Genomic DNA, 16,077 nt, shown 5'->3' with positions numbered 1-16,077 from the left:
GATGCGTCGTTTGTCTTTGCAGGTCCGGTTTTTCCTGGCGCCGTTGCAATCTGCGTGAGCGGCGCCCGTTCATTCATCCCGCGTTGGCGCATCGTGTGCAACGACACCCGCCGGCGCGCGCCACATTCAGCGAGTCGCGAACATGGCCGTCAATTTCCCCTCGATCGATCCCGCAGCGCTTCATCCCGTCGCTGGCGTCACGCTAGGCTGGGCCGAAGCCCATATTCGCAAGCCGAATCGCAAGGATCTGCTCGTCATCCAGCTTGAAGAGGGCGCGACCGTCGCGGGCGTGTTCACGCTGAACCGCTTTTGCGCGGCGCCGGTGACGGTGTGCCGCGAGCATCTCGACGCGGTTCGACAAGGCGGCAAGGGCATTCGCGCACTCGTCGTGAATACGGGCAACGCGAACGCGGGCACGGGCGAGCCGGGCATGGCCGCGACCCGCGCGACCTGCGACGAACTCGCGCGCCTGACGGGCTTCGATGCGCAGCAAATCCTGCCGTTCTCGACGGGCGTGATTCTTGAGCCGCTGCCGGTCGACCGGCTGAAGGCCGGCTTGCCCGCCGCGCTCGCGAACCAGCAGCCCGCGCACTGGTTCGACGCCGCGCAAACCATCATGACCACCGACACGTTGCCGAAGGCGTCGTCGCGCCGGGTGCAGATCGACGGCCACACGGTTACGCTGTCGGGCATCAGCAAGGGCGCGGGCATGATCAAGCCGAACATGGCGACGATGCTCGGCTTCCTCGCGTTCGATGCTGCGGTGGCGCAGCCGGTGCTCGACCAGTTGGCGAAGCACGTCGCGGACCGCTCGTTCAACTGCATCACGATCGACGGCGATACCTCGACGAACGATTCGTTCATTCTGATCGCATCGGGCAAGTCGAGCCTGCCGGCAATCACGTCGACGGATTCGCCCGCTTTTGCCGCGTTGCGGGACGCGGTGACGGCGGTCGCGCAGGAACTCGCGCAACTGATCGTGCGCGACGGCGAAGGCGCGACCAAATTCATGACGATCACGGTGGAAGGCGGCAAGAACGAAGCGGAGTGCCGACAGATAGGCTATGCGATCGGCCACTCGCCGCTCGTGAAAACCGCGTTCTACGCATCCGATCCTAACCTCGGCCGAATTCTTGCCGCGATCGGTTATGCAGGCGTGACCGATCTCGACGTCGAACGCATCGACCTTTATCTGGACGACGTGCTCGTCGCGAAGGCGGGCGGGCGCAACCCGGACTATCGCGAGGAAGACGGCCAGCGCGTGATGAAGAAGAGTGAGATCGCGATCCGCGTGCTGCTCGGCCGCGGCGACGCGCGCGCGACCATCTGGACCTGCGATCTCTCGCACGACTACGTGAGCATCAACGCCGACTACCGCTCGTAAAGCTCGACATCGACAACACTCAGGCACGTCATGGACAAACTCGAACAATTTCTGACTCGCGCCGAAGCGGTTCTGGCGCGCATCGAAGGCATGCTGCCGCCCGCGGCGCCGCAGATCGACTGGGATTCGGCCGTCGCGTTTCGCTGGCGCAAGCGCCAGGGGCGCGGCTTTCTGCAACCCGTGCCGGCGATTTCCCTCATTTCGTTCGACGACCTGCAAAACATCGACCGGCAGAAAGCGCTGATCGAGCAGAACACGCGCCAGTTCGTCGCGAAGGCGCCCGCGAACAACGTGCTGCTGACGGGCGCGCGCGGCACCGGCAAGTCGTCGCTGATCAAGGCGTGCCTGAACGCGTATTCGAAGGACGGTCTGCGCCTGATCGAAGTCGACAAGGACGATCTGCACGATCTCGGCGATATCGTCGATCTGATCTCGGCGCGGCCCGAGCGCTTCATCGTGTTCTGCGACGATCTTTCGTTCGAGGAAGGCGAGTCGGGCTATAAGGCGCTGAAGGTGGCGCTCGACGGCTCGGTCGCCGCGCAGTCGGACAACGTGCTGATCTACGCGACGTCGAACCGGCGCCACTTGATGCCCGAGTACATGAGCGACAACGAGACGTACAAGCATACGTCCGATGGCGAGATTCACCCGGGCGAAGTGGTCGAGGAGAAGATTTCGCTCTCCGAGCGCTTCGGCCTGTGGGTGAGCTTCTATCCGTTCAAGCAGGACGACTATCTTTCGATCGTCGGCCACTGGCTGAAGCACTTCGGCTGCGATCAGGGCGAAATCGAGAGCGCGCGCGGCGATGCGCTCGTGTGGGCGCTGGAGCGTGGCTCGCGTTCGGGCCGCGTCGCGTGGCAGTTCGCGCGCGACTGGTCGGGGCGCAAGGCATGACGGAGTTCGCCGCGAACGGACGCAAGGTGACCGAGGTGGCAGTCGGCGTGATGGTGCAGGCGGACGGCCAGTATCTCCTCGCGCAGCGCCCGGAGGGCAAGCCCTACGAGGGCTACTGGGAATTTCCGGGCGGCAAGATCGAGGCGGGCGAGAGCGTCGAGGAGGCGCTCGGACGCGAACTGCACGAGGAACTGGGCATCGACGTCACCGCGTGCGAACGCTGGCGCACGCTCGAACACGACTATCCGCACGCCTACGTGCGGCTCCATTTCTGCAAGGTGACGCAGTGGTCCGGCGCGCCCGTCGGCCGCGAAGGTCAGGCGCTCGCCTGGCAGCACTTGCCCGTGGAGGTCGCGCCGCTGCTTCCCGCCGCCATTCCGGTGCTGGAATGGCTTGCTATGGAAGCGAAGTAGACGCGCTTCAGTTCAGACCGCCGTGCGAATCGTCATCGGGCGGCGTTTCCTGCGAATTGCCGCCGATGCGATATTTCCCGGTGGCCCAGGCGCCGAGATCGATCTGCTTGCAGCGCTCGGAGCAAAACGGGCGAAAGCGGTTTTCCGGAACCCAGCGGACTTCCTTGGCGCAGGTCGGACATTTGACGACGGTGGTCATACGGATCGAACGTTATCGAAAATACCGAGCTTAAACCATGAGGCCGTCCGGCCGCATTGTCAAAGCCGGATCAAAGACTGCACAGCGTGAGGTGAAAAGGCACGTCGACATCGACGGGGCGCGGCCGCAGATCGCCGTCCTGCACCGTGAAGCGCACCCACAGCATGTACTTGTTGGCGCTCGCCTCGGGGATCACCCGCACCTCCGGCGACACGCGCACCTGCATCAGCTGATAGGTCCGTCCCGAGAGCATCTGCTGATAGCTGCCCTGCATTGCCATCACCTTCGACGCCTGCCCCGATTCGCGCGCGAGACGCAGCACGATGGTGGCTGCGTCGCGTAGCGCGAGCATCGGCATGACCCACTTCGCGATGTCCTGGCGACGCTGCTCGACCGGCAATTGCTGCCATGCAAAGTACGACGGCAAGTCGAATTTGCAGGTGCCGCCGGGAATGATCGTGCGGCTACGGATGCTCGCGAGCCATTCGTTGTCGATCAGGTGCTGACCGGTCTTGCCCTGCATCTGCGCGAGCCCGGCGAGCGTCTGTTCGATTTCTCCGAGCACGGCTTCGAGCGCTTCCTGTTCGATGCCGGGATTGCCGCGGAACGGCGCGAGCGTCTGACGCTGGCGTTCCAGTTCCTTCATCAGATCGGCTTTCAGATCGGTGCGGCCCGCGACTTCGGCGATTTCGAAGAGCGTCGTCAGCGCGACGTGATGCTCACGGGGGTCTTCCTGGGTCAAGAAGAAGGTGAAGCGCTCGAACAGGTCTTCGAGGCGCAGCAGCGTTCGAATTCGCTCGTTGAAGGGATACTCGTAAAGGATCAAGCGCGCTCGCCTCGGCGTAAGTCGGTGCTACGTGGGACGGAAAGTCAGGACATTCTAATGCCGCAACCCCACCCTAGCAAATCGACGCACGATGAGCTTGTCGGGACGCATTTTCGTCGCTGATCGCAACAGTTTCCAATCGTTAAGTGTGAACTTTGCGTTCGTGCGAATGCTCGCGTCGCGGCTCACGCATCGGCCAGTGACAGATAGCGCGCGTGCAATGCATCGACATCGCGCTTGAGCGTGTCGAGGGTCGCGTTCGCATCGTTGACGACGATGTCGTCGGCCACCGCGAGTCGTGCTTCGCGAGTGGCCTGGCGCGCGATGATGGCGAGCACCTGTTCGCGCGAAAAGCCATTGCGCCGCATCACGCGTTCGATCTGCGTTTCGACCGGGCAGTCGACGACCAGAATCCGATCGGCACGCGACGACCAGTTCCCCGATTCCACGAGGAGCGGCACGGCCACGATGTGATACGCGCCACGCGCCAGGCCGCGCTGATGTTCGGTTTCCGCACGGATCAGCGGATGCGTGATGGCTTCGAGCCGCGCTTTGGCCGCGTCGTCGGCGAAGACGCGCTCGCGCATCTTCGCGCGATCGAGCGAGCCGTCCTGCGCGACGAACTCGCGCCCGAACTTGCTTTCGATCAGCGGCATCGCCACGCCGCCCGGTGCCGTGATGCCGTGCGCGATGAGATCGGTGTCGATCACGGTGACGCCGTGTGCCGCGAAGAGATCGGCGACTGTCGTCTTGCCGCTGCCGATACCGCCCGTCAAGCCGATGCTGAACATCCCTGGCTCCTCGTATTCATCCGTGAATTCAACCGAACAGCGCGTAGAGCGGCGTGCCGAAGAAGAGTGTCAGTGCGCCGCCAATCGCGAGGAACGGCCCGAACGGCAGCGGTTCTTCGAAGCGCATGCGTTTGCGCCACGTCGCGATCAGTCCGACGAGCGCGCCCGCGATCGCCGAGACCATCAGGATCTGCGGCAGCGCCATCCAGCCAAGCCATGCGCCGAGCGCGGCGAGCAGCTTGAAGTCGCCGTAACCCATGCCTTCGACGCCGCGCACCAGCCGGAAGATCCAGTAGACGCACCACAGGAACAGATAACCCGCGATCGCGCCGATGACCGCATCGCGCAACGAGGCAAAGCCGCCGTCGCCGAGATTGACGATCAGGCCAGCCCACAAAAGCGGCAGCGTGAGCGAGTCGGGCAGGTATTTTGTGTCGAAGTCGATGAGACTCATCGCGAGCAGTGTCGCGCACAGACCGAAGGCGGCGAGCGCGAGCCAGTTGGGGCCGAACGCGTAAAGCGAAACGGCAGCGAGGAGCGCCGTGGCGAGTTCGGTCAGCGGATAGCGCGGGCTGACGGACGCGCCGCACTTCGCGCATCGTCCGCGCAACAGCACGTAGCTCACGACCGGAATGTTCTCCCATGCGCGCAGCGTGTGTCCGCAGTGCGGGCAGCCGCTGCGCGGCACGGCGAGGTTGTAGCGGACGGGCGTCGACGGGCCTTCGGCCTCGGCATGGTTCTCATCCGCCGCTTCGAGCTCGGCTCGCCATGCGCGTTCCAGCATGATCGGCAGTCGATGCACGACGACCGTCAGAAAGCTGCCGATCACGAGGCCGAACACCACGGCGAAGCCGTACTGCACCGCGACGGGCAGCGCGGCAAAGACGTGCAGGTAAGCGCCGGAATGATCCGCGAGGTAGGGTTCGAACGAAGGCAGCATGGACAGTGACGGAATGAATTCGGCAGCGATGCTACACCACTACACCACGTTACCGAGTTGAATGATGGGAAGATACATCGCGATGACGAGTCCGCCCACGAGCGCGCCGAGCACGACGATCACGACCGGCTCGCACAAGCTCGCGAAGGTGCCGATCCTGTCGTCGACCTGCCGGTCGCCCAAAGTGGCGAGGTCCATCAGCATCGAGTCGAGCGAGCCCGATTCCTCGGCGACCGCGACCGGCTGCACGACTTCGGGCGGGAAGCAGCCCTGCGCGCGCATGGCGGCCGCGAGCCGTTCGCCGCGATGCAGACGCGCCGCAATGTCGACGGTCGCGCGGTCGAAGATGCGGTTGCCGGTGGCGTTCGCGAGCGAACCGAATGCATCGGAGAGCGGTGTGCCCGCCGCGAGCAGCGTGCCGAGCGCGCGGCTCCAGCGCGCCACCGCGAGCGAGCGCAGCAGCGCGCCGACGAGCGGCAGCTTCAGCAACGCGCGATCGACGGCGTCGCGTGCCGGCGGCGAGCGCTCGAGCACGCGCGCACACGCTGCGCCTGCAACGAAGCACGCGATCGCGAACGGCGCGCTCCAGCGCGCGACACCGTCCGACAACGCGAGCACGAAGCGTGTCGGCGCGGGCAGCGCGGCGCCGAAACCGTCGAAGATCGTCTTGAAGGTCGGCACGACGCCGACCAGCAAGCCCGCCGTGATCGAGAGCGAGAGCAGCAGCACCATGACCGGATAGGTCAGCGCGCCCTTGAGCTTCGCACGCTGCGAGGCCGCGCGCTCGCGGTCGTCAGCGAGGCGCGCGAGCACCGTCGGCAAGGCGCCCGCCAGTTCGCCGACCGAAACGAGCTGGCAGTAGAGCGGCCCGAAACACGCCGGATGACGCGCGAGCGCATCGGAGAACGGCACGCCCTGCGTGATGTCGCGCGCGACACTTCGCACGATGCGCGGCAAACCGCCGCGCATCGGCGTTTGCGCGATCAGTTCGAGCGCAGGCGCGAGCGGCAGCCCGGCGCGCAGCAGGCCCGCCAACTGGCGCGTGAAGAGCGTCACGTCGGCGCCGCCCGCCTTCGGCGGCGGCGCGTCGCCGAGTGCGTCGAGTTCCAGTACCGTCCAGCCTTCGCGCCTCAACGCGGCGCGCGCCGATGCGGCGTCGGCCGCGATCGTCCTGCCGCGCTTCTTCGCGCCGTTTGCATCGACGCCGCGCCATGCAAATCGAAGATCGGCGCCCATTACGCGATCTCCGTGGCTTCGAGCGCCTCGGCGACGCTCGTCACGCCTTCGCGCACGCGCTGAAAGGCCGCGTCGCGCAACGCCGGCATGCCTTCGGACTGCGCCTGACGCGTGACCGCATGCGTGGCGGCGCGCGCAACGATCAGTTCGCGCAGCGCGTCGGTGACGGGCATCAGCTGGTGCACGCCCACGCGTCCCCGATAGCCGATCCCGTGGCACTTCGCGCAGCCGCGCGGCTCGAAGGGGCGGATGCCGTCGTCGAGCGGGAGTTCGGACGGCACGCGACACGCCTCGCACAGCTTTCGCACGAGCCGCTGCGCCGTGACGAGCCGCAGCGCCGACGCGAGGTTGTACGGCGCCACGCCGATGTCGATCAGCCGCGCGATGGCGGCGGGCGCATCGTTCGTGTGAAGCGTCGACAGCACGAGATGGCCGGTCTGGGCCGCCTTCACGGCGACATCGGCGGTTTCGGCGTCGCGGATCTCGCCGACCATGATCACATCCGGGTCCTGCCGCATGAACGCACGCAACGCGACGGCGAACGTGAGCCCGGCCTTGTCGCGCACGCTGACCTGATTGATGCCGTTCAACTGGATTTCGGCCGGGTCCTCGACAGAACAGACGTTGCGCGCCTCGGCGTTGAGCATCTGAAGGAAGCAGTAGAGCGAAAGCGTCTTGCCGCTGCCGGTCGGGCCGGTGACGAGGATAAGCCCATGCGGCGCGTGGATCGCCGATTCGACGGCTTCGCTCTGTCGCGCATCGAGTCCGAGCGCGCCGAGCGAGAGGTCGGCGGGCAGCGCTTCGAGGCGTCGCAGCACGAGCTTTTCACCGAAGAGGGTCGGCAGCGAGTTCACGCGATAGTCCTCGAGCTGGCCGTTCGCGAGCGGAAGTCGCAGCCGGCCGTCCTGCGGCACGCGCCGCTCCGCGATGTCCATCCGCGCGAGCACCTTGATGCGCGTGACGACCGCATCGCGCAGATGCAGCGGCGGCTTGTGCAGGACGTGCAGCGCGCCGTCGATGCGCAGCCGGATGCGCCATTCGTGTTCGGCCGGCTCGACATGAATGTCGGACGCGCCGCGCGCCGCCGCGATGCGCAGCGTCTCGGTCAGGAGTGCGACGGCCGGGGCGTCGTCGGCGGGAAGCGGATCGGGCGGGCGCGGCACGAGGCGCGCGAAAGAGTCGCGGGAAGGCGTTGGCATGCGTTGATCGGCGTGGGCCGTCCGGGTTCGGGATGACCCATCATCGCGCCGCCGCGCACGCCTTCATACTCGGCCGGACGGCTAACGCTGCAGGCGGGTCGTCGCTGCCGCCGCGGGACGGAAGATTTTCACGGTGCGGATCGCCTGATCGTCGCTGCGCATCACCTCGAAATGCACGCCCGCGATTTCCACCGACACGTCGCCGTCCGGGATGTCCTCCAGCGTTTCGAGGATCAGCCCGTTGAGCGTCTTCGGGCCGTCGGTCGGCAGTTTCAGGTGCAGCCAGCGGTTCAGTTCGCGCAGCGGCATGCTGCCCGCCACGATGCATTCGCCCTGTTCGTCCCAGCCGCCGCGCGAGCCGGTGCCGCGCGGGATCGTCGTCGTGAACTCGCCGATCAGTTCCTCGATGATGTCTTCCGGTGTCACGAGCCCCTGCAACTCGCCGTATTCGTCGACGACGATCGCGATGCGGTGGCGGCTCTCCTGGAAATACTGCAACTGCTGGAACACCGGCGTGCCGGCCGGCACGAAATACGGCTCGGTGAGCAGTTCGCGCAGCGTCTCGCGCTCCAGTTCCTGGTTGTGCAGCGCCGACAGCGTCTTTCTCACGTGCAGGATGCCGAGCACGCGGTCGATGTCGCCCTGAAAGACGACGAGCTTGTTGTGATAGCAGGTTTCGAGCTGGTGCATGATCTGCTCGAACGGCGCATCGAAGTCGAGCGCTTCGATCCGGCGGCGCGGGATCATCACGTCGTCGACGGTGATGTTCTCCAGATCGAACAGATTCAGCAGAATGCTGCGGTGCTTGGTCGGCATGAAACTGCCCGACTCCAGCACGACGGTGCGCAGTTCCTCGGGTGACATGCGCTGGTCGCGGCCGCCTTTCGTATTGATGTGCAGCGCGGCGAGCAAAGCGTTCGCGAACAGGTTGACGAACCACACGACCGGCCGCAGAACGCGCATCAGCGGCGCGAGAATCAGGCTCGCGGGCAGCGCGACCTTTTCCGGATACGTCGCGCCGACGATCTTCGGCGCGATCTCCGCGAACACGATGATGAGGAACGCGACGATGCCCGTCGCGATCGACAGCACGAAGTTGTCGTGGCCGAACGTGCGCAGCGCGATCGACGTGACGAGGACCGGAATGATCGTATTGATCAGGTTGTTGCCGATCAGGATCACGCTCAGCAACTGATCGGTTTTCGCGAGCAGGCCCTGCGTCGTGCGCGCGCGCAGCGACCCCTGGCTCGCGAGGTACTTCAGACGATGGCGATTGAGCGCCATCATCGACGTTTCAGAGATCGAGAAAAAGCCGGACAGAAAGAGAAGCAGAAAGATGGCGCAAATTTGCGCCCATAAGGGAAGGTTGTCCACGCGACCGTTGAGAGAAGGGGAGGGATGGAAGGGACTATAACAGACCGTCTGCGAAAGCTTGCGTGACCGGCGGATCGGCCGTTGGACGGGGCTCGCGGGGATTTTTCGCATCGCCGGCGCGCGCGGTCGGGCGAGGTCTGGGGCGCACGGTCGTTCGATGAACCGGGGCGCGTTGAATTCCTAGTGGAATCGAAATTTTGTTCAGGATGTCTCTGTAAATGGCGCGTTCGAGTCTTGAACGCGCCTTGCTCTGACATAGGACTCACTGGCGCAACAATATTTTGCGAAACCGATGACGATGCGACCGCTGCATCCGCCGATGAACGGCAAAGCCAGACGGGGCGGGCGTTTCACCGCAGCGACGAGGGCGCCTGGGCAGCGGTCGTCAGGTCGGTGTAATCCGCTCCGGCCGACGAATGCCGCTACCATCGTGCCTTCGTCATCCACAGGAAGCGCCGCAGTGACAGAAGATGAAATCCGCAAGAACGCCTATGCGATGCCGGTGCACCGTCCCGCCTATCCTCGGCCGCCGTTTCGCTTTCTCAATCGCGAATACTTCATCATCTCGTATGAAACGGACCTCGACGCCCTGCGCGCGGTCGTGCCGGAACCGCTGAAAGTTGACAACGCGCTCGTGCATTACGAGTTCATCCGCATGCCGGATTCATCGGGTTTCGGCGACTACACCGAAAGCGGGCAAGTCATCTCCGTCATCGACGAAGAAGGCCGCAAGGCGAGCTACACCCACGCGATGTATCTCGACGACGAAGGGCCGATCGCCGGCGGCCGCGAAATCTGGGGATTCCCGAAGAAGCTTGCATCGCCGCGCCTTTGCGTCGACGGCAAGGACACGCTGCTCGGCACGCTCGACTACGGCACGCAACGCGTCGCCACCGGCACGATGGGCTACAAATATAGTCCGCTCGACCTCGAAGCCGAGCGCCGCAAGCTCGCCGATACGCCCAACTATCTGCTGAAGGTGATTCCGCACGTCGACGGCTCGGCGCGCGTCTGCGAACTCGTGCGCTTCTTCTTGCGCGACGTCACCGTGCTCGGCGCCTGGGAAGGCCCGGCCGCGCTCGAACTCCACGCGCACGCGCTCGCGCCGGTCGCCGATCTGCCGGTGAAGCGGATCGTCGGCGCGCGGCACGTCATTGCGAATCTCACGCTCGATATCGGCGAAGTCGCTTACGACTATCTCGCTCCCGCCGATGCGCTGAAGCTTGCCGTCAATCAATAAGCCAAAAGGAACATGCACATGTCGTTGCAAGGAAAAGTCGCGCTCGTAACGGGCGCAGCAAGCGGTATCGGTGAACAGTGCGCGCGCAAGCTCGCCTCGGACGGCGCGGCGGTCGTGATCGCCGACCTGAATCTCGCGAACGCGCAGAAGGTTGCCGACGACATCGTCGCGGGCGGCGGACGCGCGATCGCGGTATCGATGGACGTGACGAGCGAGGACGAAGTCAACGCGGGCATCGAGGAAATCGTCGCGAAGCTCGGCTCGATCGACGTGCTCGTATCGAACGCGGGCATCCAGATCGTCAACCCGATCGAGGACTACGCGTTCGCCGACTGGAAGAAGATGCTCGCGATCCACCTCGACGGCGCGTTCCTCACGACGAAGGCCGCCATCAAGCACATGTACGCGGCGGGCAAGGGCGGCTCGATCATCTATATGGGATCGGTGCATTCGCATGAGGCGTCGAAGCTGAAGTCGGCGTATGTCGCGGCGAAGCACGGCTTGTTGGGTCTCGCGCGCGTCGTCGCGAAGGAAGGCGGTTCGCGCGGCGTGCGGGCGAACGTCGTGTGCCCGGGATTCGTGCGCACGCCGCTCGTCGACAAGCAGATTCCCGAGCAGGCGAAGGCGCTCGGCATCACCGAAGCGCAGGTCATCAAGGACGTGATGCTGAAGGAAACCGTCGACGGCGAATTCACGACGGTCGAGGATGTCGCGAACACGGTGGCGTTCCTGGCGGGCTTCGGATCGGCGGCGCTGACGGGGCAGTCGGTGGTCGTGAGCCACGGCTGGTTCATGCAGTAAGGACGACGACCATGCGCCGCAGTCCACGCAACACACTGAAGCAGCCGGGCCGCATCGCGCTGCCCGCCTACGATGAAATCGGCCTCGTCCTGCAGGGCGGCGGCGCGTTGGGCTCCTACCAGGCCGGCGTCTACGAAGGGCTCGCGGAGGCGGGGATCGGGCCGAGCTGGATCTCCGGCATCTCGATCGGCGCGCTGAACACTGCGATCATCGCGGGCAATGCGCCGGAACATCGCGTCGAGGCGTTGCGCGGCTTCTGGAGCACGATCTGCCAGCCGGCGGATTTGCTCGGACATTTCGGCGCGCTGATTCCGACGGTCTTCGGCTTTCCGAACATCGGGCGCAAGTGGTCGAGCATGTGGTCCGCGACCCGCACGCTGACCGAAGGGCAGAAGGGCTTTTTCGCGCCGCGCGTGGCCGTGCCGATGCCGCTCCCGAACGCCGCGCGGAAACTGCCGAACGAGGTCAGCTTCTACGACACGGCGGCGCTGCGCGCGACGCTCCTGAAGTACGCGAACTTCGAGCGCATCAACGACGGCAACGTGCGCGTGTCGGTGGGCGCGGTGAACGTGCGCACCGGCAATCTCGTCTACTTCGACAACACGAAGATGCGTCTCGAACCCCAGCACTTCATGGCGTCGGGCGCGTTGCCGCCGGGCTTCCCGGCGGTCGAGATCGACGGCGAGTATTACTGGGACGGCGGGCTGGTGTCGAATACGCCGCTGACCGAGATCATCGGTGAAATGCAGCACAAGGACGCGCTCGTATTCCAGGTCGATCTGTGGAGTTCGAAGGGCACGCTACCGGGCGATTTTCTCGATATCTCGGAGCGCACCAAGGACATTCAGTATTCGAGCCGCACGCGCGCGATCACGGACTTCGTTGCGCAGAACCAGAAGCACGCGCGGATGATCAAGGAACTGCTGGAGCACGTGCCGGAAAAGGTACGGCGCACGCATCCGCTGATGAAACAGGCGCAGGAAGTGGCCGACGGCGGCGCGGTCAATGTCGTGCATCTGATCTACAAGAACAAGTTCTTCGAAGGCCATTACAAGGACTACGAGTTCAGCAACGACACGATGGGCGAGCACTGGGCGAGCGGGCTCGAAGATATTCGGCGTTCGTTCGGTCATCCGGAGTGGTTCGAGATTCCGAGTCACGATCTGGGGTTCGTCACGCATGACGTACATCGATACGAAGCCGCGCCGGTGGCGGTAGGGGGAAGGGGGCTGCGCGAGGCGGAAGCGACTGACGAGGTCGGCGCGAAGTGAGTGATTGACGCGAAGCGCGCCTTTGCCGGTTTATTCGGTGAAGGCGCGTTTCCATGTGCGGCTGGAGCCGCGCTTTGCTCTATTGGATTATGGTCGCGCAAAACAAAAAACCGCCCAGCAAGCTGGGCGGTTTCGGTCTTGACGGTGCGTAGCAACTCATCAAGAAAATTCTGGTCGGGGTGAGAGGATTCGAACCTCCGGCCTCTACGTCCCGAACGTAGCGCTCTACCAGGCTAAGCTACACCCCGAATTGGTACGACTTGGATACTGCTGGACTCTTACGGCATTTCAGTCTTGTTTAAGACTGCCTCGCCGTCGAGTAAGAACATAATTCTAGCAGGCTTTCTTTGTAAATGGAATCCGGAAACGAAGAAATCGCATTCGCCGCCGCCTGCGCCTCGCCTCGCGCGCATTCGAGCGTGTGATCGAGCGCGCCGGAACGGGTGATCGCCTCGAAAATGGTCTCGAATCGATCCGTGCCGCCCTGTTCGATCGCTTCGCGCGCGAGCGCCGCCTGCTCTGCCGTGCCGTGTTCCATCAGGTAGATGAGCGGTAGTGTCGGCTTGCCTTCGCGCAGGTCGTCGCCGGCGTTCTTGCCCATCGATTCCGCCGTGCCGGTGTAGTCCAGCCAGTCGTCCATGATCTGGAACGCGGTGCCGATGCGTCGCCCGAACTCCGCCGCGGCCGCTTCCGTCTTGGCATCCGAGCCCGACAGCACGGCGCCCAGTTGGGCGGCGGCCTCGAAGAGCTTCGCCGTCTTATAGCGGATGACCTGCATGTAGCGCGCCTGATCGACGTCCGGGTCGTGCATGTTCAGAAGCTGCAGTACCTCGCCTTCGGAAATCACGTTGGTCGCGACCGACAGAATTTCCATCACGCGCATCTTGCCGACGCCGACCATCATCTCGAACGAGCGCGAGTAAAGAAAATCGCCGACCAGCACGCTCGCCGCGTTGCCGAACAGCGCGTTCGCCGTCTTGCGGCCGCGCCTCAGATCGGATTCGTCGACGACATCGTCGTGCAGGAGCGTCGCCGTGTGAATGAATTCGACGACGGCCGCGAGTTCGTGCCGATGACCGGTCGTGTCGCCGAGCGCGCCGGCGACGAGCAAGAGCAGCGCGGGCCGCAGACGCTTGCCGCCCGCGCCGATGATGTACTCGGAGATCTGGTTGATCAGCATCACTTCGGATGCCAGGCGCTGCCGGATGACGCGATTGACCTGCTGCATGTCCTCGGCGATCGGGGCGAGCAGGGTGGCGGCGTTGGGGGATGAAGTGGCGGTGGACGACATGATCGGCAATTAGGATAGTGCCGCGAATTATAAGGCGAATCTGGTTGACGACGGCGGTTCGGCGCCCGCTGCGCCGTCGGCCGCGTGCTGATGAAGCCCGATTTGGGCCGGATTTTTCGCGTTTCACCGCCGATTGCGGCGCAAACGGAAATCCGCGGCAGGCCGGCGGGCTCGCCGGCAAAGTCGACTGGCCTTTGACGGCGATCCTAACTCTATGTATAATCACGCGTTTTCGCGCACGGTGTGCGGAAAAACGAATTTAGAGTGAGGTTCTCAATGTACGCGGTCATAAAAACCGGTGGCAAGCAGTATAAGGTTGCCGTCGGCGAAAAATTGAAAGTAGAACAGATACCGGCAGACATTGACGCTGAAATCACGCTCGACCAGGTTCTCGCAGTAGGCGAAGGTGAATCGATTCAGTTCGGTACACCGCTGGTCAGTGGGGCTTCCGTCAAGGCTACCGTCGTGTCCCAGGGTCGTCACAAGAAGGTCACGATCTTCAAGATGCGTCGCCGGAAGCACTACCAAAAGCACGCTGGTCATCGCCAGAACTATACCGAACTGCGCATCGACGCGATCAACGCTTAAAGCGCGTCGGTCGATCCAGCTAACGGTCAAGGAGTAATCACATGGCACACAAAAAAGCAGGCGGGTCTTCCCGCAACGGCCGCGATTCCGAATCGAAGCGCCTCGGCGTGAAGGTTTACGGCGGCCAGGCAATCAACGCGGGCGGCATCATCGTTCGCCAGCGCGGCACGCGCATGCACCCGGGCGAGAACGTCGGCATCGGCAAGGACCACACCTTGTTCGCGCTGACCGATGGCCACGTCACGTTCACGACGAAGGGCGCAGCGAAGAAGCATCTGGTCAACGTCGTCCCGGCAGCCTAAGGTTTACAGGCACGGGCTTCAGGACCGAAAAAGGCCCCGCGAAGTTCGCGGGGCCTTTTTCATTGGGCGTCCGGTTTCACGGACCCTATTCGAAAGACACTTTGGCTTATATCTTTTGCACGATGGCCGGCACCCGCCGGTCGCGGCAAAATGGTGGAAACACGGGACGGAGCAACGCATGAAGTTCATTGACGAAGCGAGAATTGAAGTCATCGCCGGCGACGGAGGGGATGGCAGCGCGTCGATGCGCCGCGAGAAGTTCGTCCCGTTCGGCGGGCCGGACGGCGGCGACGGCGGCCGGGGCGGCAGCGTCTACGCGGTCGCGGACCGCAACATCAACACGCTGATCGACTACCGGTACGCGAAGAAGCATCAGGCGCGCAACGGCGAAAACGGCCGCGGCGCGGACTGTTACGGCAAGGGCGGCGACGACATCACGCTGCGCATGCCGGTCGGCACCGTCATTGCCGACATGGAGACGGGCGAACTGATCGCCGACCTGACCGAGCACAATCAGGAAGTCCTGATCGCGAACGGCGGTGCGGGCGGCCTCGGCAACCTGCACTTCAAGTCGAGCACGAATCGCGCGCCCCGCCAGAAGACGGAAGGCAAGCCGGGCGAACGGCGCATGCTCAGGCTCGAACTGAAAGTGCTCGCCGATGTCGGCCTGCTCGGCATGCCGAACGCGGGAAAATCGACGTTCATTTCGTCGGTGTCGAACGCGCGGCCGAAGATCGCCGACTATCCGTTCACGACGCTCGCGCCGAATCTCGGCGTGGTGCGCGTCGGGCCGAGCAAGAGTTTCGTGATCGCGGACATTCCCGGTTTGATCGAAGGCGCGGCGGAAGGCGCGGGCCTCGGGCATCGCTTCCTGCGCCATTTGCAGCGTACCGGCGTGCTGCTGCACCTGGTCGATCTGGCGCCGTTCGACGAGAATGTCGACCCGGTCGTCGAGGCGAAGGCAATCGTCAACGAATTGCGCAAATACGACGAGGCGCTCTATCAGAAGCCGCGCTGGCTGGTGCTGAACAAGCTCGACATGGTGCCGGACGACGAGCGCGAGGCGCGCGTGGCGGATTTCCTCGAGCGCTACGAATGGAGCGGTCCGGTCTTCGAAATCTCCGCGCTGACCGGCCAGGGTTGCGAAGCGCTGACCTACGCAATCTTCGATTACATCTCGCAGAACTCGGACGCGTCGCGGGCGGCGGAAGCGGAAGATCTGGCCGCCGACGTGCGGTTCCGCGACGAGGCCGCAGCAGCTCCCAAGCCCGCGCAGCAGGAATAAACCGGGGCCCGCGCTTGCCGCGGGCTTACCTAATCCCAGGAGA

17 protein-coding genes and 1 tRNA gene are annotated in these 16,077 nt (G+C 64.3%); 9 read left to right on the top strand and 9 right to left on the bottom strand.

From position 1 onward, the window contains the following. Positions 1-142 precede the first annotated feature (142 nt). Genes argJ through QCE48_RS13075 form a run of 3 tightly spaced genes read left to right on the top strand, consistent with a single transcriptional unit; the run spans position 143 to position 2,691 of the window. On the top strand, positions 143-1,384 hold the full coding sequence (gene argJ, locus QCE48_RS13085) for a bifunctional glutamate N-acetyltransferase/amino-acid acetyltransferase ArgJ (RefSeq protein WP_309787321.1): 1,242 nt from the start codon (positions 143-145) through the stop codon (positions 1,382-1,384). A 30-nt stretch (positions 1,385-1,414) separates the two neighbouring features. After that, positions 1,415-2,278 (top strand): ATP-binding protein, encoded by an 864-nt coding sequence (locus QCE48_RS13080; protein ID WP_309787323.1) that lies wholly within the window; start codon positions 1,415-1,417, stop codon positions 2,276-2,278. After that, positions 2,275-2,691, top strand: a complete 417-nt coding sequence (locus QCE48_RS13075) for an NUDIX domain-containing protein (RefSeq protein WP_309787324.1) — start codon at positions 2,275-2,277, stop codon at positions 2,689-2,691. The genes QCE48_RS13080 and QCE48_RS13075 overlap by 4 nt, the downstream gene beginning before the upstream one ends. A 7-nt stretch (positions 2,692-2,698) precedes the next feature. On the opposite strand, the gene QCE48_RS13070 is transcribed toward QCE48_RS13075, so the two are convergent. The 7 genes from QCE48_RS13070 to QCE48_RS13040 all read right to left on the bottom strand — a co-directional run bounded on the left by QCE48_RS13070 (position 2,699) and on the right by QCE48_RS13040 (position 9,256). Further along, positions 2,699-2,890 carry a DNA gyrase inhibitor YacG gene (locus QCE48_RS13070; RefSeq protein WP_062632511.1) on the bottom strand — a complete coding sequence of 64 codons (192 nt, stop codon included), beginning with the start codon at positions 2,888-2,890 and terminating at the stop codon, positions 2,699-2,701. 70 nt (positions 2,891-2,960) lie between these two features. Continuing rightward, entirely contained in the window at positions 2,961-3,716 is a 756-nt protein-coding gene (gene zapD / locus QCE48_RS13065) for a cell division protein ZapD (RefSeq protein ID WP_062632512.1), read from the bottom strand. A gap of 185 nt (positions 3,717-3,901) precedes the next feature. Next, positions 3,902-4,507 carry a dephospho-CoA kinase gene (coaE, locus tag QCE48_RS13060; protein ID WP_309787327.1) on the bottom strand — a complete coding sequence of 202 codons (606 nt, stop codon included), beginning with the start codon at positions 4,505-4,507 and terminating at the stop codon, positions 3,902-3,904. Between the two features lie 28 nt (positions 4,508-4,535). Then, positions 4,536-5,447 (bottom strand): A24 family peptidase, encoded by a 912-nt coding sequence (locus tag QCE48_RS13055; RefSeq protein ID WP_309787328.1) that lies wholly within the window; start codon positions 5,445-5,447, stop codon positions 4,536-4,538. Positions 5,448-5,486: 39 nt separating this feature from the next. Further along, positions 5,487-6,683: a type II secretion system F family protein gene (locus QCE48_RS13050; RefSeq protein ID WP_309787330.1), complete on the bottom strand. Its 1,197-nt coding sequence runs from the start codon at positions 6,681-6,683 to the stop codon at positions 5,487-5,489. Continuing rightward, complete coding sequence (locus QCE48_RS13045) at positions 6,683-7,882, bottom strand: ATPase, T2SS/T4P/T4SS family (RefSeq protein ID WP_309787331.1); 1,200 nt, start codon at positions 7,880-7,882, stop codon at positions 6,683-6,685. The genes QCE48_RS13050 and QCE48_RS13045 overlap by 1 nt, the downstream gene beginning before the upstream one ends. Before the next feature lie 81 nt (positions 7,883-7,963). Further along, positions 7,964-9,256, bottom strand: a complete 1,293-nt coding sequence (locus QCE48_RS13040; RefSeq protein ID WP_309787332.1) for an HlyC/CorC family transporter — start codon at positions 9,254-9,256, stop codon at positions 7,964-7,966. Between the two features lie 460 nt (positions 9,257-9,716). On the opposite strand from QCE48_RS13040, the gene QCE48_RS13035 reads away from it, so the two are divergent. The 3 genes from QCE48_RS13035 to QCE48_RS13025 are packed head-to-tail and all read left to right on the top strand — an operon-like array spanning position 9,717 to position 12,568. After that, positions 9,717-10,496 carry an acetoacetate decarboxylase gene (locus QCE48_RS13035; protein ID WP_309787334.1) on the top strand — a complete coding sequence of 260 codons (780 nt, stop codon included), beginning with the start codon at positions 9,717-9,719 and terminating at the stop codon, positions 10,494-10,496. Positions 10,497-10,508: 12 nt separating this feature from the next. Beyond that, entirely contained in the window at positions 10,509-11,297 is a 789-nt protein-coding gene (locus tag QCE48_RS13030; protein ID WP_309787335.1) for a 3-hydroxybutyrate dehydrogenase, read from the top strand. Positions 11,298-11,308: 11 nt separating this feature from the next. Beyond that, the gene (locus QCE48_RS13025) at positions 11,309-12,568 is read left to right on the top strand and encodes a patatin-like phospholipase family protein (RefSeq protein WP_309787337.1); all 1,260 of its coding nucleotides are present in this window, start codon (positions 11,309-11,311) and stop codon (positions 12,566-12,568) included. 171 nt (positions 12,569-12,739) lie between these two features. On the opposite strand, the gene QCE48_RS13020 is transcribed toward QCE48_RS13025, so the two are convergent. Together QCE48_RS13020 and QCE48_RS13015 are read right to left on the bottom strand one after the other, a co-directional pair. Further along, a tRNA-Pro gene (locus tag QCE48_RS13020) sits at positions 12,740-12,816 on the bottom strand. A gap of 50 nt (positions 12,817-12,866) precedes the next feature. Continuing rightward, positions 12,867-13,859, bottom strand: coding sequence for a polyprenyl synthetase family protein (locus QCE48_RS13015; RefSeq protein ID WP_309787339.1), 993 nt, complete (start codon positions 13,857-13,859; stop codon positions 12,867-12,869). Positions 13,860-14,135: 276 nt separating this feature from the next. Here QCE48_RS13015 and rplU point away from each other — a divergent pair, with 276 nt between their 5' ends. From rplU to cgtA, 3 genes are all read left to right on the top strand, one after another. Then, positions 14,136-14,447 carry a 50S ribosomal protein L21 gene (rplU, locus tag QCE48_RS13010; protein ID WP_008342953.1) on the top strand — a complete coding sequence of 104 codons (312 nt, stop codon included), beginning with the start codon at positions 14,136-14,138 and terminating at the stop codon, positions 14,445-14,447. Between the two features lie 41 nt (positions 14,448-14,488). Beyond that, entirely contained in the window at positions 14,489-14,749 is a 261-nt protein-coding gene (gene rpmA, locus QCE48_RS13005) for a 50S ribosomal protein L27 (protein WP_087632317.1), read from the top strand. Positions 14,750-14,927: 178 nt separating this feature from the next. Next, positions 14,928-16,034: an Obg family GTPase CgtA gene (cgtA, locus tag QCE48_RS13000; protein WP_116563680.1), complete on the top strand. Its 1,107-nt coding sequence runs from the start codon at positions 14,928-14,930 to the stop codon at positions 16,032-16,034. The last annotated feature ends 43 nt before the right edge of the window (positions 16,035-16,077 follow it).

Source organism: Caballeronia sp. LZ024 (assembly GCF_031451455.1).
Classification (GTDB): Bacteria; Pseudomonadota; Gammaproteobacteria; order Burkholderiales; family Burkholderiaceae; genus Caballeronia; species Caballeronia telluris.
This window is presented reverse-complemented; position numbering and strand designations above follow the sequence as displayed.